The sequence below is a fragment of the Streptomyces sp. NPDC001219 genome, assembly GCF_053597915.1.
This window is the reverse complement of the sequence record NZ_JBSFJF010000001.1, coordinates 224800-247066: the sequence shown is the minus strand read 5'-3', so window position 1 is coordinate 247066 and position 22267 is coordinate 224800. Positions and strand designations below refer to the sequence as shown.

Here is a 22267-nt window from a genome sequence, read left to right as displayed (position 1 = left end):
CCCGATCGACCAGTGGTAGTTGTACTGGTTCCCTCCCCCGCTGTGCAGGGGCCCCTGCGGGTTGTTGACCGACGTGCCGCCCGGGCCCGTCAACGCGGCCCGTCCGAAGGGCGTCCATTCCGTTCGCCCTGCTGCACGTCTCCGTGGTTGTCGGCCACGTAGTTCACAGCACCGCCGTCGCTGGAGATCCGCGGGCCCAGGTGCTGCTCACGCGCCTGGTAGAGGTGCCCGCTCCCGGTGTGGACAGGACCCTGGGGTTCACTAACGAAGGTCCCGGAGAAGTCACCGTTGAGATTGCCGATTCCGCCACGCTGACGATGCTTGATGACCCTCGCCCGCACACGGGCGTCCCCAGAACCGTGCGATTCTCCGCCCCGGTCGTTTTCCGGGAGGGCCGAGGGAGACCGATAGCCATTGCTTCCGGCGGCGGCGGTGAGTTCGGGCAGAAGCCTCACGAGATCGTCGGCGAGCCTCACCAAATCGGCTTCGGCGTTGCGATGGTTGAGCCGGCGGTACTGGCAGTCGGCGAGATCCCCGATCTCCGCGGGAAGGTCCTCGTTCCGCAGCCGCTTCGCTCCGCCGACCAGAAGAGGAATGACGACGGCACCGGTCTCAAGCGCTTCCTGGATCTCCCGTCGCGTCCAGTCGCTTTCGTCCTCCAGAGGGCTCCGGCCCCCGGAGCCTCCTGCCGTCAGCCAGCGGGGACCGATCACGGCCAGAAGTACACTGCTGCGCCGGACTGCGGTGAGCAGTTCCTGGGGAAACCGGCTCCCCGGCCCGATGGACTTACTCGCCCGGAAGACATTCTCATTGCCGAATACCCTGGAAAGCTCCCTGTCCACGAGTGTGGCGGTGGCTTCCTCGTCGTCGGTCCGGTAGTTCACAAAGATCAAAGGCATACAGGTGTCCGTTCTGCGTGATGGGCGCCAGGGTGAGGAAGACACGGAAATCGACCGCCGGGTTTTGGAAAGTCGGTCGGATTTGCCGCGGCGGAGGGAAAGAGAAATGCCCGCTGACCGAGGAAGGGAATTTTCGGCCCGGCCAGCAGCGAAGCACTGCGACTTTCAACCGATGAGCGCTACAGAAATCGGCTTGTCAGCTACCGGAGTTCAGCACATTGGCGAGTGCGGGACGCAGACCGCGCACCACCGCGCTTCCGCGGAACCGTGACCATTCACGGTCCAGCCGAAGCACGTCCCTGCGCACGGTGGCGGAGGGGGTGATGGTCATGAAGGCGAGCAGTTCGCGAGCCGTCTCGCAGGAACACTCGATCTCACCTGTCGCGGCCAGCGCCAAGGCCTGTCGAAGTCCGTACCGCGTACGAGTGTTCAGGGCGTGCGGTGCGATGCGGCGGCATTCGTGTTCGAGAGCTTCCGCCGCCTCCCGGGGACGTCCCAGGTCATACAGACACCAGCCGGTCACCATCGAGACAGGGTCGACGAGTTGCGTCGTGCCCAGGGCCGGATTGCCGGAAGGGTCTTCCGCAACCTCGAGCAGATCGCGGGCACGGTCCAGCGCTCGTCCGCAGGCCCGTTCGTCACCGAGGAGCGCATGTCCCTGAGCTTCGCGCTGGGCCGCGAGGCCCCTGACACGAGGAGGCGCGCCGCTGCGCTGAGCCTGCTGGGCGAGCGCGACAGTCCGAGGCGCGTCTCCGTTGTAGTAGGTGACAAGCGCGCGACGGACCAGGGCATAGTCCGCAAGGTGCTCGTCACCGCCCGCCCGTGCCAGTGCCACCGCCTCAGCCGTGGCGTTCAGAGCCAAGGGCTCGTCGCCGCTCTCCTGGGCCATCCAGCCGATGTACTCGGCGAATCGGGACGCCGTAACCAGCAGGCTGTCCCGGGAAGAGCCCGTGCTCCGGGCAGCCAGCGCGATCACGTTCGATACCTGCGAGCGCAGAACAGGCAGCATCGCGGCGGGAGCCAGGTTCTGCCCCAACTGCTTCATCTGATGCAACTGGTCCTGGTAGAGAGCCCGCGGCGGTAGTTCCCCCTCACTGATGTGACCGTTCGTTCCCTCATCCGCCAGACCTGCGGCGAGCAGGGAGCCGACCCCCGTGGCGATTACCTGGCGACGCGCCGGTTTCGACTTGACTCCAGCGGACTCCACCTCGGCGGAGTACGCCCTGCGCAGCCGTCCATCGGCGCCGAAGTGAGCGTCACAACGCTGAGCCAGGTTCCTGGTGGGCGGATTGGTCCCCCGCTCGATCTTCGAGAGGTGCCCTCTGCTGTAGCTCGTGATGTCAGCCAGTTGCTGAAGCGTCATGCCCGCGTCTTCCCGCAGCCGACGCAGCTCCGCTCCGAAACGTAACGGGACGTCCATACTCCACCCCTTCATCGCTTCCTGGTTGGCCGAATTCACCTTCGACCGCCGGTGAAGAAGAGTCTGGCATGGCCGGAGGTGCATTCCGTGGGGTAGGGAGAAGTTTCATGTTTCCTCCTTCGGCGCGGGTGCACGGTGCTAGGAAGGACATCCCCGCACCGGTTGTGCATGCTCCCAGTACTCGCGAATTGCCCCGCAGGCTAAGCCGGTCTGCATATCGTGGCCAGGAGTCGACCAAAGGAGGACAGGTGCTGCCGGAAGACTTGCGCGCCATCGCAGCCGAGGCAGGAATCGCCGTCGTGGAGACGGCCGGCACGAAACGCTGGACATCTTTCGAACAACAGGTCGCCTCCTGGCTCACCCAGGGCGACAGGCTGGTCGAGCAGGCAGAAATCGCCCGCCTGAAGGAGACCGCGACCGCTCTGCGGACGGCCACCGGTGCCTGCTCCCCGAACGTCGCAGCTCAACACGCCTTTGTCTGGCAGGTCCACTTCACCAACGCACTGGAGCGGTTGGGTGCCAACGCCCGCGTCGCGGCGGCGGAACGTCTACGGCGTCTCGTACGCGATCACTCCGCCGACATCACCGGGCCGACCCCGGCTCCCGGTGTCATCAGCGGAGAGAACGTACGGATTCAGGCCGACCACGGCTCCTTCGCGGCAGGCGTGGTGAACGGAGACGTACACCTGGCCTCCCCTTCCGTCCCGGATCCGGCACAGGGCTGAGCGGACCGGGTGATTCAGGCCCACTCCCCACGCACCAGACCGACCAGAGCGCCGTACTCTCCGCTGTCGATAGCTCCGCGGCAGAGGCGCCACTGAACGTGCGGGCGTCCGATCAGGCATTCGCCGTGGGCATCTTGCACCAGTACCTGCTGTCCGGACCGCAGCAGACAGAGCACAACGCCTCCCACTGCCCGGCCGGGTGCAATCACCGCGACCGGAATGCCGCCGATGCCGATCGGCGGGCCGTTCAGCAGGCCGAACGGCGCTTTTTGCGGCGCACGGCACGCGTGCAACCGCCGTTCGGTCTGGCCCTGCGACCCCATGCGCAGGAGTTGTTCGATCGTCTGATCGCGGAAGACGGGCCGTCTACCATTGTGTGCGACGGCCCTGCGGGCATGGGCAAGTCCACAGTGGCGAGCGACGTCATCAACATGGCGGCGGCGCATGGATGGCCCGTCCTGCCCTTCCGGATGGACGAGGTGGAGGGGGACGACCGCACGGGCGAGGCCGTCGGTCGACGGCTCAATCTCCCTGCCTGCCCTGCAACGCTGATCTCCCGGGTGGCCGAGGGCGCTCCGGCTCTGCTGGTGGTGGACCAACTCGACGCGGCGAGCAGCTACAGCGGTCGTATACCCGATGTCTTCGAGGCCGTGGACGAGATGCTGGAGGCACTCGCCGCCGCTCCGAACATCAAGGTCCTACTGATGGCGCGGACCATCGACGTCGAGAAGGACCCGCGATTAACGAGCCTGGTCAGCCAAGAGAGTGTGGTCGAACGGTTCTCGCTGGGTCTGTTGGAGGACTCCACCGTGCGCACTGTGCTCGAAGCGAGTGGTACTCCTCTGCAGACGCTCGGCGCCGAGACCCTGACCCTCCTGCGAACCCCCTTGCACCTCGCGGTCTTCTGCCGTTTGTCGACGAGAGCACGGACCACCGCGTATGGAAGCCTGCAGGAGCTCTATGCCCGATACACCGACGAGACCCGGCGTGAGGCCGAACGGACCCTCTCACCCGAGGCATGGCCGGCCATCACCAACCGGCTCGTCGAGGAGATGAGCCGCCGCGAGACCGTCACGGTCCCGTACCCACTCCTTGACCGGTTCGCCAGGGGTGACCTGGCCGTACTGATTTCGGCGGGAATCCTGCTCCACGCGGACGACCGCATCGGCTTCTTCCACGAGACGTATTTCGACTACCTCTTCGCCCGTTCCTTCGTCCTGACAGGTAGGGACCTCCACGACTTCCTCGCGGCCAGTGGGCAGGCTCTCTTCCGCCGGGCCCAGACCCGGCAGGTCTTGGACCATCTGCGTGATACGGACCGAGAGCTGCTCAGACACACCTCAGTTCGGCTCCTCAGCTCGGAGGTGGTCCGGCCTCATCTGCGGTTCGTGGTCTTTGCTGTACTCGAGCAGCTCGATGCCACCAACGAGGACTGGGCTGCGCTGGAGCCTCACGCCTGGTCGGAGGACGCCACCGCGGTCAGGATTCGCGGCCTGCTGGCCCTGCCCGCCTGGTTCGCGGCCGCTGACACGGGGAGCTGGGAGAAGTGGCTCGCCCATCCCGATCTGGCCCCGCTGGTCTTCCCACAGCTGACCTGGTGCACCGAACACCATCCCGCCCGCGTGGTCGAACTCCTCGAACCGTACCGGGATGCCGACGATCCATGGCGGCAGCGTCTACTCGACTGGATCAGCACACGCCCCTCGACGTTCTCACTGGGCCTGGCGCTCACCTTCATCGACCGAGGCGACTTCGATGACGAGCCCGGCGGAGTCGCCGGTGCTGGTTGGCGCTTCTGGGACCTCTTCGAAGGGCTCGCCGAGAAGGACGCACCCACCGCTATCCGCCTGCTGGGAGCCTTTCTGGCCCGCGGAGTACAGCGTGCTGCGACGGCAGGGCACGGCGATCCCTTCGATTCTGGTCATCTGTCCCCGCTCCCGGGCTCACATGTGAGCACCGTTGTCGCCGAGGCAGCCGAGGCCGCTCCCGCGGCCACGCTTGAGCATGTTGTGCCATTCGTCATCGCCGTTGCGAAGGCGAGTCACGCCGCGCACGCAGACAGTTCCGCACTGCGCCCGCGGTGGGCCTATCCTCCTTCGTCCGTCAACCCGGAACTCGACGAGGCTCTGTACTCAGCAGCACACGACACCCTGCGCACTCTGGCACAGCAAGATCCATCCTCTCTCACAGAGACCATGGAACTGCTGGCAGCATGCAGCGGGCGAGCCCTGAGCTTTCTCGCCTGTCGGACCTACACCGTCTGGCACCGCCCGGACGAAGCGCTCGCGTGGCTGACAACCGACGTCGAACGCTTACGCATCGGCTGGCTGGACAGCCCGTGCTGGGCTTCGCGTGAGCTCATCGCTGAGGCGACGCGCGGGTGCGGAGAGCCCGCCCTGCAGCGGCTTGTTCACCTGTTGCTCCGGCATTTCCCCAGTTGGGAACGTCACCCAAAGAACCGCGAGGCCTTTGGTCGTACCCAGTACGTGCTTCTCAGTGGGGTCGCCGAAGGGCGCCGCAGCACTGAGGTGGCGAGACGCCTGGGCGAACTGGAACGCAAGTTCACGCGACAGCCCCCGGCCGGCCCCCAACACGTCGAGGCCCACTGGGTCGGACCTCCGGTGGCATGCGCCGCAGGCGAACACATGACAGATGCGCAGTGGCTGCGAGCACTGCAGAAGTACGACGCAGAATGCGTTGATTGGAGCAAGGATCCGCCCACAGGGGGAGCCTCCGAACTGGCTTCCCTGCTGGGTGCTCAGTCAGCGCGGCAGCCGGAGCGCTTCGCCCGGCTCGCATGCTCCTTCGATGCGAGCATCCCACCGCCCGCCTTCAGCGCCGTGATCAACGGGGTCGCCGGCAGGGTGGGCGTCAGCAGCCTGCTGGATCTCTGTGTGCACGCCCGCCGTCTCGTCGGACCGAGCGTGGGACGGGACGTTTGTTCGGCGATCCAGACCGCTGCCTCACAGATGGCAGGACATCCTGTGACCATCCTGCTTCTGGACAGTTACGTCCGTGATCCAGATCCGGCCTTCGAATCAGCGCACACCGCTGCAGGGTCCGGCCAGCACTTCTACGAGGACGATCTCCTGACCGCGGGGATGAACTCCACGCGAGGGGAGGCCGCGCTCGCGATCGGCTCCCTGCTGAGAGCAACCGACGCTGCTGTTCGGGATCTGATCCCGATGCTCAGCCGACTCGCTCAAGACCCGATCATGGCTGTTCGGGCCTGTGCCGCGGACGCACTGACTGCGCTCATGCCCCATGCTCCGGAAGCCGCTCTCGACCTCGCGGAAGTCCTGTTCACGGGCGCCTTCGTCGACATCCACAAGGCCCGGACAGCCCACGCTCTGCTCACATGGGCCCTGCTCCAGGACACCAAGCGCTTCGCGCCGGAGCTGGCCAGGGCTCTCACCGGCCCAGCTCCAGCCGCCCGACATGCCGGAATGGCCTGGGCCGTCCTCGCGATGCAACGAAGGCTGCTCCCCTGCCTGCCCATGACCCCAGCCGGCCTCACGCCAGCAGCACGCAAAGGAGCCGCCGAAGCGGCCGCCAGCGATCCCGCCTACGGCGCATCCCTGCTCCGGGAGATGTTCCACGACGACGATGCGGCGGTACGCACGGCCGCAGCAGATTCCATACGCGACGTGGCATCGCTGCCACCAGGTACGGCGGAAGACCTCATCGGCTCCTTTCTCTCCAGTCCCGCCTTCTCCGAGCGTCCAGAAACCCTGGCTCGCGCACTCGCGCGCTCGAAACTGCGGCTGCCCTCCCAGGCGATCGAGGCATGCCAGACACTGGCAGCGTTCGCTGAACAAGGCAGCAAGGACGGACGACGCGGACACGCAATGATCCAGAAACACCTGATCGAGGTGGTGCTGCGTCTGTACCGTCAAGGGAATCCCGCGATCCGGGCCCAATGCCTCAGCATCATCGATGACCTCTACCGCATGGACGCGCGTGGCCTGAACAATGCTCTATCCGGAGAGCGCTGACCCCCCTTGGCGTCACGATCGGCCACATCGAAACGGCCCGACCCTCTGGCTCTACCACTCGACGTTGTAGGCGCAGGGCGCGGTGACGCTGCTGGTGAAGCATTGCCGGGCCCGAGTACCAAGTGAAGTACATCGACTCGCCTCCGTCGTTCCGCTCAAGGAAAACGGACCAGTCCTTGCCCTTTGCCCCGCAGTGGGACCTACCCCCCAAGCCATTGTCCTTGAGGTGCGTACTGTCACCCTGTTCCCCAGAGGGCCGTGCGGTGAAGTGGTCGAGATGTGTCCCGACATCGGTCTCGGGCTGACGCGGCCACTTCACCGCAGTTCAGGTCGTTCTCACACGCCGCTCGTCAGCAAGTCTGCCGCGCCCAGAACAGCGTGATCGCCGTCATGGCCACGGCTACCTACTCATTCCCTGCTACCTCCCTCGCCCCGAAACGGACCGCCGAGGGCCGCAAGGGCTCAGTGGCGAGGCGCGCGGGGCCGGTGCCAGACGCTGTAGAGGCCGCCGAGCGCGGAGGTGAGGAGCACCACGTACTGGGCTGTGGCTGATCGGCTCATGATGAGGGTCACACCAACGACCAGGACTGCTAGGAAGGCTGCGATGTCGCCGCGCCGGTGCATAGGCTGAGTGGGCATCAGTGTCCTCTCTGGATACAGGTGTTGTCGAAGGTGGGCGGCAGGTGCTTGCCGGCGTCGCCGCCCCGGCCCCGAGTCACTACGCGAGTGGCTCGGGGTGAATCCATTCTTGACAGCTTCCGGGCGTCGGCACGGGGTGAGCGATGACGCCTCAGTCCGACTGTGAACGCGCGCACGCGCGCGGTCACTAGTTAGGTCGGACCAAGGCGTCGTGATCGAAGGGGGGAGCTGTGGCCGGGGGTACACAGCATCAGGAGAGGGCCGGCAAGCGAGCCGACAGGGTCACGGGCCTGGTGCGCGAGCGAGGTCTGCTGGATGTCGTCGCCGCTATGGAGAAGCTCTGGTCGGAAGGACGGAGCCCGCACAGTGTCCTCGTACGCGACGCCTACGTGCGCAATCGGCAGATGCCCGAGAGCCCACTGTGGACGGCTCCCCCCGGAACAGCGGCACCCCCTCCGCCCGGCCCGCCTGCTGACGAACGCAGGCGTCCGGCAAGCCATGTGCTGCCGCCGTTGGCCCGGCTTGTCGTGTCGCAAGGCGTCGCCATGCAGTTTCATTTGACCGCGCTGTTCGTTGCGCGGTGCCAGACTCAGCCGGGCCGCTCTTGGAAGAACGTGATTCCGCTGAGCAGGAATGGTTCGGTTTCCGCTCCGGCCTGGCTCGACCTCATGGCTGTCTCCGCCAGCTCCAAAGGAGAGGTCGCTCAGGCTTCGACGTACACGAGGAACAAGCTCCGGCAGTTTCGCTCGGCCCTGAAGCTCCTGTCGGAGCGGAACCTGGTCGACCTGGGAAGGTCGGAAGCGGGGCGGAAGTACGAGGGTTTCAGGCTCCTCTCGGAAGACGCGAGCAGCTCAGGCGCCGGGGTTACGGAGTACCGGGTACCCCGAGCTGACGAGGCACCCTTGGAACTTCCCGCTCACTTCTTCACGCGAGGCTGGGTCCATGTGCTGACCAAGAGCGAAATCGCGGCTTATCTCATGTGGCGGCAGCTTGGAGCGGACTCTTCGTATGTCATGGCAAGTTGGCAAGAGCGTGCGGGGATGTTCGGACTCTCCCGCGATGTCTATGACACCCATCAGGCTCTGGAAGCATTCGGGCTGATCAAGGTGTTCAGGCCGAAGGAGCGTCGAAACAATGGCACTTGGCGGGGCTACTACTCGGGTACACAGCCTTTTTCGCATCGCATCCGGGTCCTGCCGTCCGGCCTCTCAGCACCGGCACACGATGTTGTCGAGAAGGCTCTGCGCAAAGCGGCAGCGCTTGGGAAGTGGTCCAAGCCTCTGGATGTGTAGGTGACCTGTGGTTGCGGTTGAGGCGTGGTTTCGATCGCTCGGGCTCTCCGCCGGCAGAAGGCTGTTTACGAGCTGCCCTTCCCCTCCTCGCGCGGCCACACCGCTATGGCGATCAGGACGGCCGCCCAGATGCCCAATGGCAGCATGGGCCAGTAATGCGTCAACTCGTGCTTGCGGAGGCAGTTCGCGCCCCAGATCGTCGACATGATCACCGCGCCGCCGAGCCAGTAGCGCCACTCGTCGAGCCACTCCCGTAGGTCCCTGCGGTCCCGTTCCCGTGCGGTCGGTTCGGGGGTGGGCAGGTCCCGCGTCAGCGCGGCGAGTTCCTCGCCGGTGCGTGCCTGGAGTGCCTGCCGCGAGCGCTGGGCGTGCTCGTCCGCGGTCAGTCGGCCCTCGGCGAGTGCGGCGGCCAGCAGGTCGAGCGCGGTGTCGCGTTCACGGTCGGCGATCCGCAGGGCGGGATCGCGTCGTCGATCGTGCATCGGTGTCCCCCTTCACCTCGGCCGCGGTGGCGCGGCCGCCCGACTTTCGGGATACGACTGTATCTCAAAAGGAATACGGGCGTATTCTGACAGCGAAGTACGGGGCGGGCAGTGGAGCGAGGAGCCGTAGAGCGTGCCCAAGAGGGTGGACCGTGACGAACAGCGGCGGCAGATCGGTGGGGCCGTCCTGCGCCTCGCCTCCGAGCAGGGGCTGGACGAGATCAGCGTGCGCACGGTGGCCGCCGCGAGCGGCCGCTCGCCGGGGGCCGTGCAGAAGTACTTCCGTACCAAGGACGAACTGCTGACGTTCGCCGCCGAGTTGGTCGGCGAGCGCGTCGAGGAGCGGATGGCCGCCGTCGACTCCGGCCTCCCGCCACGCGAGGCGCTCCGCGCACTCGTCCTCACGACCCTCCCCGTGGACGCGGAACGCCGGGCCGAGGCCGCCGCCCAACTCGCCTTCGCCACCCGCGCGGCCCACCATCCCGGCCTCGGCGCGATCCGCCGGCAGGTCGACGAGGACGTCCGTACGGCCCTCGGGGCCTGGCTGGCGTCCGCCGGGCACGGCAGCGGCCCGGACTCGGCCGCGGACTGCAGGGCCCTCGCCGACGCCGTGATCGCACTCGCCGACGGACTGGCGCTGCGGCTGCTGTACGCGCCCGGTGAGCGGGAGGAGCTCCTGCGCGCGCTGGACCGTGCCCTGGAGGCGTTGATTCCGGCGCCTTCCAGGCCATCACCATCGCCGCGCCCTTGAGGGACGGCGATTCCCCTCAGGAAGTCCGTTCCGGGGCGTCGGCACCTATGAGTCGGCGGTGCCGAGCGGAGAGGCGTGGCCAGGGACCTTGTTGCCGGCTCGTGCCGGTCCGGGGTCAGTTCTGTGGGTCACCGTCTTGGATGGGTTCCGGGGTGACCCGGGCGCCGGTGACGGCATCGATGAAGACCGTGGACTTGGCCCGTTGCCCGGGGCCCGGGGCCATGCCAACCCTCCATACCGGCCGCCAGGCCTGGTCGACGCGCTGCGCGAGAAGCTTGCCCGGCTTCGCGACGGAGTGACCGGCGCCACGTTCCGCTTGCTTCTTCGCAGCGGCCTCGGTGACGGCGGCCTTCGGCAGCTTGGGGTCCTTCGTGCATCGTGCGGCCATGCTCGTCACACGGCCCGCGGGCGAGACGCTCAGATCCAGCCGCATCGGCATCATCACCCCGTTCACCGAGCGGCGGTAACTCAGCACGTGTGGGCCCCGCTTGCCGTGCAGGGCAGTAACGGTGAGTTCAGCGTGTGCGATCTCGCTGGAGAACCACTTCTCGGCGAACTGCTCCCCGGTCGCGCGCATCTCGGCTACGGAAAGAGAGCCGGTGTCGCTTTCTCCCGCCTTCGGAGTGAGGCGTTCGAGCTTTCGGTCCGGCCAGAGAGCGACGACAGTCCCCCGTGAGGTTTCGGCTTCCAGGCGCCAACGCCCGCCCTTCAGCTTTCTGCTGGAACTCCCGGTGATCTTCGCTTCCTTCTCGTACACCTCGGATACCGTTTGCTTCAGCCAGGCATCCTGCTTGAGCAGGTCACCCATCCTCGCGCGCAGACGCTGTGATTTCTCTTCCGAGTTCGCCGGGGTGACGGTGAACGCGAATGCCGCGGTGATCAGCAGACCTCCCAGCGCGCCCACACACACGCCCCACAGGGCATCTTTTCGGGTGAAGGGCCGACGGCGCTTGTGGCCCCACAGGATCACCGTTCCGGCAACAACACCTAGGACGCCCCCCAGCGTGTTGGCCTTGATGTCGTCATAGCTGCACGCACGGCCCATATCCGTCCATGACTGCACCCACTCAATACCGCATGTCACCATCAGAATTCCGGCAAGGGTCATCACCGGGCGCCGGAAGAGCAATACGGCGAGACAGCTCACCGGGACGAACAGCAGGACGTTGAGCCGAGCCGACTCGGAATCCAGGAATTCCCACCGGGGCAGGCCGACATCGCAGATGCCGGCCTGCCCGGAGCCTCCGCCTCCTGGCATGAGAGTCACGGCGAGCACACCGGCCAGGGCCGCCGAGAACAGCAGCACCAGGCTTATGGACCTGCCCCTGAGCTTCGCCATCACGGCCGCCGGAACACCCAGCATGAGCGTGACGACGAGAAGTGCCGGGATCAGGCCGGGCAGCGCTCTGATAGATGCTTCAATCACCAGGTCCATCTTTCAGGAGGGCGGGACAGGGGCTGCTCAGCGAAGGTGCTCGCCCAGGGTGTTTCCATCCCTCAATGCCCCGCCGACAACGATGCCTCGAAGCGTCTTCCGCGAAAAGAAATCACGCACATCCCCCTTTTTCCCGGCAGTTCGACGGTCAGATCGACGTGCCGGATTCTCCGTGCTCGGCAAGCACCGCAGCGACACTTGACCGCAAGATGATCTTATGTGGCAGTGATCGACTGGACAAGCGATTCCGGGCGGTGAGCCGATAGATGAGGACATTTCCGGTGTGGAGCCGAAGCGGCTTTCGCTGACTCCTCGGCTGCCGCCCGTCGTCGCGGCGGCGGGCCGTTACGGCCACGCACGGGAGGGGGTGCACCGAGTGGGAGAAAGCGAGTGGTCGCCAATGATGCGGAGTGGTTATCCAATCGGAGGCGTGAGCGTGGTTTCGGGGAGTGGGGGTGGGCTATCAGGGAGGCATGAATAACACCCACGAACCCATGCCCGCAAACAACTCGTATGACGGCTATGGCACCTATGACCACAACCGGTCCGGTGTCGGTGCACATCGGACCGCACTGATCATTCACACGATCGGGGATGTGGCCGCCGGATTCCTTGGGCTGTGGATACTGCTCTACCTGCTCGAAGCGAACCAGGGAAATGTCTTCGTCGAATTCGTCCATGGAGTGGCCGACGCACTCGCCTGGTGGTCGCAGGACATCTTCACCATGGACGCCGAAGGGGTGCGGGTTTTCCTCAATTACGGTCTGCCTGCGGGGCTTTACCTGCTGCTGGGCCATGGGATCGCCGCGCGGGTTCGTCGCATCTGAGCGCGTCCCGTCCCGGGAGGGCCGGCTCGGTCGGAGGAGCGGTTCGGCTGGAGGCGCTCGCTGGTGGGGTCGGGCGACTGCCTAGCATGAGGGGGTGATGTCCAGCAGCCCGTACGTAACGGCACGGCCCGCCGCCCGGCGGTGGCGTGTGCTGTGTGTACTCGGGCTGCTGGCGGGCCTGTTGGGTATGCACGGGCTCGGTCCCGGGGGCGCGATGGCGCCTTCCGGGCATGAGCACCGTATGACCGTGGTGGCCGGCGTACAGGCGCACTGTCCAGGGGACGGTGACTGCGGCGGCAGTGGGCATCTGCATCACGCGGACTCGGCCTGTGCGTCCGCCGCGCTGCACGGGCCGCCCGCGGTGCCGGCGCCGGCCCCCTCCCTCGGCCGCCCCGTACAGCCCGCCGGCGCGGCAGGCGTGGGCGAACCCAGCAAACGGGACGGCGGGCGGGCGCCGCCCTCTCTGGCAGAACTCCAACTGCTGCGGATCTAGGAGCACCCCCGACGGCACGGACGCCCGCTCAAGGGCGCGGTGCCGTCGCTCGGCATGCCCTGATACCGCTGCATTCCAGGAGTTCACCCATGAAGTCCATGAAGTCCATGACATCCATGACGTCCATCCGTCCGATCGCGCGCCGGCTCGCACTGGGGGCTGTGACGGCCGTTTCCGCGGTGGCGCTGGCCGCTTGTGGCGGCAATGGCAGTGAGAGCCGGTCCGATGGCCGTTCCCCGTCGGAGGCCGGCTCGTCGGCCGGCGCCTCGGCGCCGGCCGGGCCGCACAACGCGGCCGATGTGGCGTTCGCGAAGGGGATGATTCCGCACCACCGGCAGGCCGTGGAGATGGCCGAACTGGCTGCCACCCGAGCCTCGTCGAGCCAGGTGAAGGAGCTCGCCGCCAAGATCAAGAAGGCGCAGGACCCGGAGATCACGACGCTGTCCGGGTGGCTGAGGGCCTGGGGCGAGCAGGTGCCCGCGGAGATGCCGGGCATGGACCACTCCGGTCCTTCGCACCCCTCCGACCGGTCGGAGCACTCCTCCCACAGCGGCATGCCCGGCATGGAGCACTCGGCCATGCCCGGGATGATGGGCGCGGAGGAGATGGCCGCGTTGAAGGAGAAGTCGGGTAAGGGGTTCGACCGGTCCTTCATGGAGATGATGGTCGGGCATCACCGGGGCGCGGTGAAGATGGCGGGCGTGGAGAAGAAGAAGGGTGCCTACGGGCCCGCGAAGGCGCTCGCCGACGCCGTGATCAAGGCCCAGGAGGCGGAGATCGCGCGGATGAACCGGTTGCTGGGTGAGGGGTGAGGGGCGGGCCCATGCGGCCGGTGCCGATGCCGGTGCCAGCGACCGGCCCCGACACCGGCCCCGGCTGCTGGTCATGGGCCTCGCCGTCGGCGGTAAGCCGTAGCCATTGGCCGTAGGCCATAGCCATCAGCGGTGGGCCTCGCTGCCGGGTGGTGGGTGGGCGTCACCTTCGGGCAGTCGCAACCCGCTCGCCCACCTGACGGCCGGCCTCACCTCGCCTGGCCGTTGTCCGTCGCGCCTCCCAGGAGACGGCGGACAGCGGTCAGGCACCGAGCCCGCCCGCTACGGCGACGGCCCGCCCGGCGGGGCGCCGCGGAGGGTGGAGAGGCGTCGGCGGTACTCCTCTTCGTCGATCTCACCGCGGGCGTAGCGCTCCGCGAGTATCTGCTCGGCGGCAGGGCCGGTGCCCGGTCCAGGACCGGTGCGTGGGCCTGGACCGGGGCGGGTTCCCGGGGGTGCGGTGGGGCCTTGGCCCGAGCGGCTCAGGGCGCGGACGATCAGCAGGGCGATGACGAAGAGCAGCGCCAGGAACAGGAACAGGCTGATCGACATCGCGAGCCAGGCCCATCCGCCGCCATGGCGGCCGTACCAGCACAGCATCGGCCTTCACCTCCCGCGCGGCGCGGGCCCGGTGGCCGCAGGTGACGGCGGGTCCCCTGCCCTCATGGCTTCAGGCGCTGCCGCGCCACCTCCATGGTCTCCCGTTCCGGGGTGAGCGGCCATGGGTGGGCCGGCCGGCTGCGGGACGTCCGGCGGCCCGGAGGCGTCGCGCCTCGTCAGGCACCTCTTTTCTTGTTCATCCCCACGGCGTCCGGCCGCCGTGAGCGCTACGGTGCAATCCGTGCGCAGCGAGTACACGTTGCGTCACGGATCGACATGTCGTGGCTGCCTGGGCATGCCCGAGTGCCGCCGCGCGTCTGGGGGGACTGCATGCACGAGATGACCAAAGGCGCCAATATCGGCCTGGCAGCCCTGAGCGAGGACACCGGCTCGGTGATCGTGAGCCTGAGCTGGAGCAGCGCGGCGGGGGCGGGGGACGCCGATGTGTCCGTACTGCTCCTGGGCGGTGACGGCAGGGTGCGCAGCGATGCCGACTTCTTCTTCTACAACAACCCCGCCTCCCCCGACGGCAGTGTGCAGCTGCTGGGCAAGACACCGACCGGCAGCGGCAGCGAGGACCGGATCAGCCTCGATCTGACCGCGATGCCCGCCGACGTCGACCGCGCGGTGCTGGCGGCCAGTCAGTACGGTGACGCCCGCTTCGGGGAGCTGGACGATCTGCGGCTGACGCTCTCCGACCGTGCGGGTGAGGCGCTGCTGGGCTACACCATCGCCGGGGCGAGCACGGAGAGCGCGTTTCTCTTCGGCGAGCTGTACCGGCGGGGCGAGGAGTGGAAGTTCCGGGCGATCGGCCAGGGGTACGAGACCGGTCTGGCGGGGCTGGCCACGGACTTCGGCATCGATGTGGATGACGCGAGCGAGGACGTGCCCGTGGAGGAGGGCGCCGGGCAGTCGGAGTCCACAGGGCAGGCGTCGGCGGGGCAGGCGGCTTCCGCGGCCGAGGTGGCGGAGACGCCGGACGGCGCACCGGAGGTGGCGGGGCGGGCCGCGGGGGCGTCGCCGTCGGCAGGGGCCACGGTGCCCCGTGCGCGGCGGCCGCGCACCGCCAAGAAGAAGGTCACGCTGCCCAGGGCGGAGAAGAAGTCGCTGGCGGAGAACGACAGTTGGCGGACCGCACGGCTCTTCCCCGCGGGCTCGCTCAAGAGTGACCGGGAGCGGGAGGGCCGGGCCACGTCCGTGCTGCTGTCGGTGATGGCCGAGGTGCCGGAGTTCGGCCGCCGGCTGACCGCGGGCTTCGGCGCACCGGCCGGCCGGATGCAGACGTTCACCGAGGTGGCGCTGCCGCACGGCGACGGTCCCAAGCGCCCGGACGGGGTGATCCGGGTGGAGCGCGCGGGAAAACTGTGGACCGCGCTGGTCGAGACGAAGACGAACGGCAACGCGCTGCGGTCCGAGCAGGTGCAGAACTACCTGGACATCGCCGCCCGCCGTGGCTACGAGGCGGTGATCACGCTCTCCAACGACGTGGCCCTGGAAGGCCGTCCGCTGGTGCAGGTCAAGACGGACGGGCGGCGGAAGCACAAGGTCGTGCTGTGGCATCTGTCCTGGGCCGAGGTCACCTACCAGGCGCAGACCCTGATCCGGCACGAGGGCGTCGGCAACGCCGCCCACGCCTGGCTGCTCCAGGAGCTTCTGCGCTACCTCCAGCACGAGAACTCCGGCTGCCACGGCTTCCAGAACATGGGCCCGGCCTGGGTTCCGGTGCGCAACGGCATCGACACGGAGACCCTCTGCCGGGGTGACGAGCGGGCGGTGGAGGTCGTGGAGAGCTGGGAGCGGCTGATCCGGCAGGTCTGCCTGCGGCTGGGCGGGGAGCTGGGCCAGAAGGCGCTGCCCGTACAGCGCGGCAGGCGCGGCACCGATCCGCATGCCCGGCGGACCGTACTCGCCGACCGGCTGTGCGACGAGGGCCGGCTGTCCGCCGAACTGCGCGTCGACGGTGCGCCCGGGGTGCTCGCCCTCACCGCCGATCTGCGGACCGGCAAGCTCCGCACCTCCATCGACACCCCCGTGCCCGATGGAAGTTACCCGCTCACCTCCGCGAAACGCCTGATCCGGCTGCTGGCCAAGGCGCCCGCCGACCTCCATGTCGAAACCCTGGTGGAGGGGGACAACGGCCCGCGCGGCACCCTGGAACGGCTCCGTCCCGAACCGGCCGACCTGCTGCCCAAGGGAGGGGCGGCGATCACGGGGTTCCGGCTGTCGTTGTTCAAGGGCATGGGCGCCACGCGGGGCGGCGCCGCCTCCGGGTTCATCCGCAGCGTCGACGAGGCGGTGGACCAGTTCTACGCGAACGTGGTCGCGCATCTGCCGGCCTTCGAACGGCGGCCCGCCCCCGCCACGTGAGGCGGTGTGGCCGGGCCCCCTCCGCGCTCCCCCCGGCCGGGCGCTACCCCGTCCCCCGCTCCCCCCGATACCCCCGGTACTCCAGCCCCGCGAAGACGGCGACCGCGGCCGCGCCGGTGAGGAGGAAGGCGGTTCCCAGGGTGGTCAGGGGCAGGAGGCCGGTGAGGGGGAGCAGGAGGAGGGCCAGGGCGGAGAGGGCGTTGGCGGTGATGACGGTCAGGGTGAGGCGGGCGGGGATGCGGGGGTAGCCGGCGATGAGGGCGAGGGCGGCGGCGCCGCCGAGCATGGCGATGCCGAAGGGGACGGACCAGGTGATGGGCAGGCCGAGCGGGCCGCTGAGGGGGCTGCCGGCGGCCAGCAGGACGACGCCGAAGGCGGCGGTGCTCCAGCTGTCGATGCGGAGGGCGGTGCGCAGGGGGCCCGGGGCGGGAGCGGAAAGGGCAGGGGACGCGGTAGCGGCAGTTGCGCCAACGGCGGTGGTGGCAGGGGTGGTTGAAGCGGCCATGAGGGTCTCCTCCGTAGGGGCCGGGGGCCGAGTGGTGCCGGCCGGGGGTAGACCGTGACATCGCGTGGGTGACGTACTCAATGACCTGTGAGGTCATGGCCGCGGTGATGAGCGGGTGGCTATCCTCCGGGGATGGTGGTGGATCAGTCGCCCCGGGTGGGCGTCCTGTTACGGGAATGGCGTCTGCGGCGCAGGCACAGTCAGCTCGACCTCGCGCTGCTCGCGGACACCTCCACCCGGCATCTGTCCTGTGTGGAGACCGGCCGGGCGCGTCCGAGCCGGGCGATGGTGCTGCGGCTGGCCGAGGCGCTGGACGTGCCGCTGCGGGAGCGCAACGCCCTGTTGCTGGCGGCCGATTACGCGCCGGCCTACCAGGAGAGCGGCCTCGATGACGCGGGGATGGCGCAGATCCGGGCCGCGCTCGACATGATGCTGACGGCGCACGAGCCGTATCCGGCCGTCGTGGTCGACCGCTGGTGGAACGTGGTGACCGGCAACGGGGCCATGTCCCTGCTCCTGGCGGGCGTTCCGCCGCAGCTGCTGACGCCGCGGCCGAACGTGTACCGGCTGACGCTGCACCCGGACGGACTGATCGGGCGGCTGGCGAACGCCATCGAGGTCCGCACCCTGGTCCTGGAGCGGCTGCTGCGCCAGGTCCGCACCACGGGGGACGCACAGCTGCGCGCGCTGTACGAGGAGGTGTGCCGCTACCCGGTGCCCACGGAGGCGGAGACGGTCCGGGCCGGTGACGACCCGGTGGCGCGGCCGGGGCCGATTCAGGTGCCGCTCCGCATCCGGGTGCCGGGCGGTGAACTGTCGTTGTTCAGCACGATGGCCACGTTCGGCGCCCCGGCCGATGTGACGCTCTCGGAGCTGGCGATCGAACTCTTCTATCCGCTGGACGAGTTCACCGCGGAGGCGCTGCGCGCGGCGGCCGCCGCGCGGTGACCGGTCAGCGTCCTGAGGTGCCGGGCTGCGGGGGCACGGACTCGCCCTCCTCCTCGTGCTGGACGGCCGCCTCGACCGCCTCGGGGGGCATCGCGAGCCGTACCGCGGTGTAGTGCACGGCCAGGCTGAAGACGATCACGATCACCAGGTCCCACCAGTCGGGGAGCGCGCCGGTGCCGCCGTAGCGGCCGAACCGGCCGATGAGGATCATGCCGCCCAGCCAGGGCCAGACCCAGAGGGCGTTCCGGGCGCAGAGTCCGGCGCGTTCGGCGGCCGGGATGCCGCGGCGGGTGAGGGCGAGGAAGACGAAGCCGAGGGCGGCGGCGATGCCGAGCTTCCAGTCCGCCTCGTACCCGGACCAGTAGAAGATCAGGTTGGCGAAGACGAAGCCCATGGGGGCCAGCACCGGTCCGGCCGGCAGCCGGTAGGGGCGGTTCCGGGCGCCGTCGCGTACGCGGAGGGCGTGCAGCGACACCGGTGCGAACGCGTACATGACCGCGGCGGCCGAGGTGACCAGGCCGACCAGCGCCTGCCAGCTGGGGAACGGCAGGAAGGCGAGTTCGCCGACCACGAAGGCGAGGAGGGTGGAGACGACGGGCACCCGGCTGCGGCCGACCTGGGTGAGGGCCCGGGGCAGCACCCGCTCGCGTCCCATCGCGTAGGAGAGCCGCGCGGCGCCCGCCATGTAGACCAGGCCGGTGCCGGCCGGGGAGATGACGGCGTCGACGTAGAGGACGGTCGCCAGCCAGCCGGCGCCGACGGCGGTCGCCAGGGTGGCGTACGGGCCGAAGTTGCCCGCTCCCACGGGGTTGTCCCAGCTGCGGGAGAGGGCGCCGGGGTCCAGGGCGGCGATGAAGGCGACCTGGAGCAGGAGGTAGAGCGCGGTGCCGACGGCCATGGCCACGACCACCGCCCGGGAGATGTCGCGCTGCGGGTCGCGGGCCTCCCCGGCCAGCTGGATGGCCTGTTCGAAGCCCAGGAGCGCGAACACCACCCCGGCGGGCAGTGCCGCGAAGACGCCGTGCGCCCCGTGCGGGGCGAAGCCGCCGCCCGCGGTGAAGTTCGAGCCGTGGAAGGACAGCGTCATCAGGACGATGACGGTCAGCAGCGGCACGGCCGTCTTGAACACGGCGGTGACCGAGTTGATCCCGGACATCAGCCGCACCCCGAGGACGTTGATGAGCGTGAAGACCATCATGAAGAAGGTCCCGATCACCAGGCCCGGGGTGGTGAGGGTGCCGTTGGGGTTCAGCATGTCCACCCGGTCGTGGACCCAGCCGACACGGTCCAGGTACGACAGGGTGGCCTCGACCTCGATGGGCGAGATCAGCACCGAGCGCAGCCAGGACATCCAGCCCGCGGTGAAGCCGGTCAGCGGGCCGAAGGCGAAGAACGGGAACCGGGCGGTGCCGCCCGCGATCGGGTAGGTGGCGCCCAGCTCCGCGTGGGCCAGGGCGAGCACGGCGAGCATCGCCGAGGCGAGCACCCAGGAGATCAGCGAGGCCGGTCCGGCGATGACGGCGGTGGTGAGCGCGCCGAGCAGCCAGCCGGAGCCGATGATCGATCCCAGGGAGAGGAACATCAGCCCCCAGAACCCGACCGCCCGGCGCAGATGGCGGGTCCCGCCCGCGTTCCCACTCCCCGCTACGGCTGGCTTGCTCACGCGCGCTCCTGGTTCACCGAGCCATCTAGGTCCTGGGGCGCGGACCTCGCGCTGGTGGCGCGCGGTGCGTCGCCCGTATACGGAGAGTAAACGCATGGAGGCCGGTCAGGTTCCGGTTTGGGCGGCGAGTTCCCTCGTCGGGCCGTGCGGGTGCCGGGTGGTCGGCCCGTGTGGCCATGCGGCTGGTTACCGCCAGTGAGTGGCCGGGGGGTGGGCGAGGGGCTGCGGGGAGCCGTTGCGGGACGGGGGGTGGGTGTGGAACAGCGTGGCGTAGAGGCCGTGGCCGGCGAGGAGTTGTGCGTGGGTGCCGGACTCCACCAGGCGTCCCTCGTCCAGCACCAGGATGCGGTCGGCGTCCGTGGCGAGGTCCAGATCGTGGGTGATCACGATGGTGGTGCGGCCCTCGGCGAGGCGCCGTAGGGGCTCGAGGATGTGCTGGGTGGCCAGGGTGTCCAGGCCGGTGGTGGGCTCGTCGAGGATGAGTACGGGGGCGTCGCGCAGCATGGCCCGCGCGATGGCGACGCGCTGCAGCTGGCCGCCGGAGAGCCGGGAGGTGCCGGGCGCGATGACGGTGTCGTAGCCGTCGGGCAGGGCGTCGATGAACACCTCGGCGTCGGCCGCCTTCGCCGCGCGGACGACATCGCCGTGGGTCACGTCGTCCCGCCCGCAGGCGATGTTCTCCTCGACGGTGTCGTGCAGGACGAGGGTCTCCTGGGGCAGCAGGGTGATGTTGCGGCGGAGCCGGGCGAGCGGCATGCGGTTCACGGGGACGCCGTCGAGCCGGATGCTGCCGCTGTCCGGGTCGTAGAACCTCAGCAGCAGGGCGGCGAGCGTCGACTTGCCCGCGCCGCTGGGGCCGGTGATGACGACCAGTTCCCCGGGCACCGCGGTGAAAGTGAAGTCCTGGAGGACCTCGGTGGGGCCGCCGGGGTAGCGGAAGTGGACGCGGCTCGCCTCCACGGCGCCGACCGCGCGGCTCGGTGTGGGGACGACGGTGGCAGGGTCGGGGTCGGTGACGGCGGGCCGGGCGTCGAGGATCTCCAGCAGCCGCTCGGAGCCGGCGGTCGCCTCGGTGACCGTGAGCCCGAGCTGGCCGAGGTCGCGGATCGGCGGGTAGAGGTAGCCGATGAAGGCGGCGAAGGCCAGCAGCTCGCCGAGCGTCATCCGCCCCGCGGAGATCTCCCATGCGCCCAGGCCGATGATCGCCAGGACGCAGAGGGTTTCGAGGACCTCGACGATCTGCTCGTACAGCTCGTTGAGGCGGGCGCTGGTCACCGATGCCCGGAACCACCTGCGGGCCTCGCGACGGAGCCGTTCCTGCTCGTCGTACTGCCGGTTGTAGGCCTGGGTCAGGACGACGTTGACCAGCCCTTCCTCGACCACCGAGGTGATCGCGCCGTCGGCCGCGCGCTCCCGGCGGGAGACCTCCTTGACCCGGCCGGTGAAACGGCGGGTGGCGATCACGAAGAGCGGGGCGAGGGCGAAGGTGACCAGGGCCATGTCCCAGCGCAGCCAGATCGCGGCGCCGGCGTAGAAGATGATGCCGAAGACGGCGGTGGCCGCCTGGACCAGCCCGCTGACCACCAGTTCCTCGATGGCGTCGACATCGCCGGTCATCCGCTCGACGAGGTCGCCGCGGCGGTTGCGCTGGAAGAAGTGCGGCGGCAGCTTCTGGAGGTGGGCGAAGACCCTGGCCCGCAGCCGCATCACGAAGCGCTCGGCCGTCCAGGCGGCGAGCGAGTTGCCCAGGTACCCCACCACCCCGCCGGCGACGGCCACGCCCAGCCACAGGGCGGCCGGTGACCAGAAGGCGCTGACGGAGCCCTTCTGGAGGGCGTTGTCGGTGAGTTGGGCGAAGACCAGGATGGCCACGGTCTCGGCGAGCGCGGCCACGATGGCGCAGAGACAGATGATGACGATCCAGCGCCGGTCCCCCTGGGTCAGCGGCCAGAAGCGGCGTACCGATTCCTTGAACCCCACCCGCCGGGTGCGGATCGGGGCGTCGGCCACCAGGCCGGCGCGCAGGACCCGGTCGGCACCGGGTTCCGGGGGTGGCGGGGCGGTGGGCCGTGGGCCGGGCGCGGTGAGCGGAGAGGGGGCGACGGGCTCGTGCGAGACGGACGAGCCGGGCCCCACGGGCGGTGCTTGCGGGCCTTGTTGAGGCGACGCCGCACGGCGCTCAGCACGCCGGCGCGAGCTGCGAAGGTGCATGGTCGCTACGTCATATCGTCGCTGCTCGGGCGGATGGCCGGGGCCACGGATGGCCCCTCAAACCAACGAGGCGGACCCGCGCGGAACGCGAGCCTGCCTCGGACTCAGGTTTTCGAGTCAGTGGCGACGACGCCTGCGCAGATACCTGCGTCCACGCCTCCTGCGACGCCGACGGCGGCCATGGTCGTGGTCGTAATCGTCGT

The 22267-nt window shown here is 68.9% G+C and carries 18 protein-coding genes; 9 read left to right on the top strand and 9 right to left on the bottom strand.

Annotated elements, in window-relative coordinates; genetic code table 11:
- Positions 1-89: 89 nt before the first annotated feature.
- Together ACWC9R_RS01180 and ACWC9R_RS01175 are read right to left on the bottom strand one after the other, a co-directional pair.
- Positions 90-899, bottom strand: a complete 810-nt coding sequence (locus ACWC9R_RS01180) for a toll/interleukin-1 receptor domain-containing protein (protein WP_450727765.1) — start codon at positions 897-899, stop codon at positions 90-92.
- Positions 900-1095: 196 nt separating this feature from the next.
- Positions 1096-2319, bottom strand: coding sequence for a helix-turn-helix domain-containing protein (locus tag ACWC9R_RS01175; protein ID WP_450727763.1), 1224 nt, complete (start codon positions 2317-2319; stop codon positions 1096-1098).
- 248 nt (positions 2320-2567) lie between these two features.
- Between ACWC9R_RS01175 and ACWC9R_RS01170 the strand changes: the two genes are divergently transcribed.
- A complete protein-coding gene (locus ACWC9R_RS01170; RefSeq protein ID WP_450727761.1) occupies positions 2568-3044 on the top strand; it encodes a hypothetical protein in 477 nt (158 codons plus the stop codon).
- Between the two features lie 125 nt (positions 3045-3169).
- The gene (locus tag ACWC9R_RS01165; RefSeq protein WP_450727759.1) at positions 3170-7039 is read left to right on the top strand and encodes a hypothetical protein; all 3870 of its coding nucleotides are present in this window, start codon (positions 3170-3172) and stop codon (positions 7037-7039) included.
- A 462-nt stretch (positions 7040-7501) separates the two neighbouring features.
- Here the strand turns inward: ACWC9R_RS01165 and ACWC9R_RS01160 are convergent, their stop codons facing one another.
- Entirely contained in the window at positions 7502-7678 is a 177-nt protein-coding gene (locus ACWC9R_RS01160) for a hypothetical protein (RefSeq protein ID WP_450727757.1), read from the bottom strand.
- 545 nt (positions 7679-8223) lie between these two features.
- Between ACWC9R_RS01160 and ACWC9R_RS01155 the strand changes: the two genes are divergently transcribed.
- Complete coding sequence (locus tag ACWC9R_RS01155; RefSeq protein ID WP_450727755.1) at positions 8224-8970, top strand: hypothetical protein; 747 nt, start codon at positions 8224-8226, stop codon at positions 8968-8970.
- A gap of 65 nt (positions 8971-9035) precedes the next feature.
- Here ACWC9R_RS01155 and ACWC9R_RS01150 read toward each other — a convergent pair whose 3' ends face one another.
- Entirely contained in the window at positions 9036-9452 is a 417-nt protein-coding gene (locus tag ACWC9R_RS01150; RefSeq protein ID WP_450727753.1) for a DUF1707 SHOCT-like domain-containing protein, read from the bottom strand.
- Positions 9453-9585: 133 nt separating this feature from the next.
- Between ACWC9R_RS01150 and ACWC9R_RS01145 the strand changes: the two genes are divergently transcribed.
- Positions 9586-10203, top strand: a complete 618-nt coding sequence (locus ACWC9R_RS01145) for a TetR/AcrR family transcriptional regulator (protein ID WP_450727751.1) — start codon at positions 9586-9588, stop codon at positions 10201-10203.
- Positions 10204-10318: 115 nt separating this feature from the next.
- On the opposite strand, the gene ACWC9R_RS01140 is transcribed toward ACWC9R_RS01145, so the two are convergent.
- Entirely contained in the window at positions 10319-11629 is a 1311-nt protein-coding gene (locus ACWC9R_RS01140; RefSeq protein ID WP_450727749.1) for a VanZ family protein, read from the bottom strand.
- Positions 11630-12111: 482 nt separating this feature from the next.
- Between ACWC9R_RS01140 and ACWC9R_RS01135 the strand changes: the two genes are divergently transcribed.
- The 3 genes from ACWC9R_RS01135 (at position 12112) to ACWC9R_RS01125 (ending at position 13770) form a co-directional block, all read left to right on the top strand.
- Complete coding sequence (locus ACWC9R_RS01135) at positions 12112-12465, top strand: hypothetical protein (protein WP_450727747.1); 354 nt, start codon at positions 12112-12114, stop codon at positions 12463-12465.
- Positions 12466-12562: 97 nt separating this feature from the next.
- On the top strand, positions 12563-12958 hold the full coding sequence (locus ACWC9R_RS01130) for a DUF6153 family protein (protein WP_450727745.1): 396 nt from the start codon (positions 12563-12565) through the stop codon (positions 12956-12958).
- 116 nt (positions 12959-13074) lie between these two features.
- Positions 13075-13770 (top strand): DUF305 domain-containing protein, encoded by a 696-nt coding sequence (locus ACWC9R_RS01125; protein ID WP_450727890.1) that lies wholly within the window; start codon positions 13075-13077, stop codon positions 13768-13770.
- 282 nt (positions 13771-14052) lie between these two features.
- Here the strand turns inward: ACWC9R_RS01125 and ACWC9R_RS01120 are convergent, their stop codons facing one another.
- The gene (locus ACWC9R_RS01120) at positions 14053-14370 is read right to left on the bottom strand and encodes an SHOCT domain-containing protein (protein WP_450727743.1); all 318 of its coding nucleotides are present in this window, start codon (positions 14368-14370) and stop codon (positions 14053-14055) included.
- A 330-nt stretch (positions 14371-14700) separates the two neighbouring features.
- Here ACWC9R_RS01120 and ACWC9R_RS01115 point away from each other — a divergent pair, with 330 nt between their 5' ends.
- The gene (locus ACWC9R_RS01115; RefSeq protein ID WP_450727741.1) at positions 14701-16737 is read left to right on the top strand and encodes a TerD family protein; all 2037 of its coding nucleotides are present in this window, start codon (positions 14701-14703) and stop codon (positions 16735-16737) included.
- 43 nt (positions 16738-16780) lie between these two features.
- Here ACWC9R_RS01115 and ACWC9R_RS01110 read toward each other — a convergent pair whose 3' ends face one another.
- A complete protein-coding gene (locus tag ACWC9R_RS01110; RefSeq protein ID WP_450727739.1) occupies positions 16781-17242 on the bottom strand; it encodes a hypothetical protein in 462 nt (153 codons plus the stop codon).
- A 132-nt stretch (positions 17243-17374) separates the two neighbouring features.
- On the opposite strand from ACWC9R_RS01110, the gene ACWC9R_RS01105 reads away from it, so the two are divergent.
- Positions 17375-18190 (top strand): helix-turn-helix domain-containing protein, encoded by an 816-nt coding sequence (locus tag ACWC9R_RS01105; protein ID WP_450727737.1) that lies wholly within the window; start codon positions 17375-17377, stop codon positions 18188-18190.
- Between the two features lie 4 nt (positions 18191-18194).
- Here ACWC9R_RS01105 and ACWC9R_RS01100 read toward each other — a convergent pair whose 3' ends face one another.
- Both ACWC9R_RS01100 and ACWC9R_RS01095 read right to left on the bottom strand, forming a co-directional pair.
- On the bottom strand, positions 18195-19853 hold the full coding sequence (locus tag ACWC9R_RS01100) for an APC family permease (RefSeq protein WP_450727735.1): 1659 nt from the start codon (positions 19851-19853) through the stop codon (positions 18195-18197).
- A gap of 186 nt (positions 19854-20039) precedes the next feature.
- Positions 20040-21989: an ABC transporter ATP-binding protein gene (locus ACWC9R_RS01095; protein ID WP_450727733.1), complete on the bottom strand. Its 1950-nt coding sequence runs from the start codon at positions 21987-21989 to the stop codon at positions 20040-20042.
- Positions 21990-22267 lie beyond the last annotated feature (278 nt).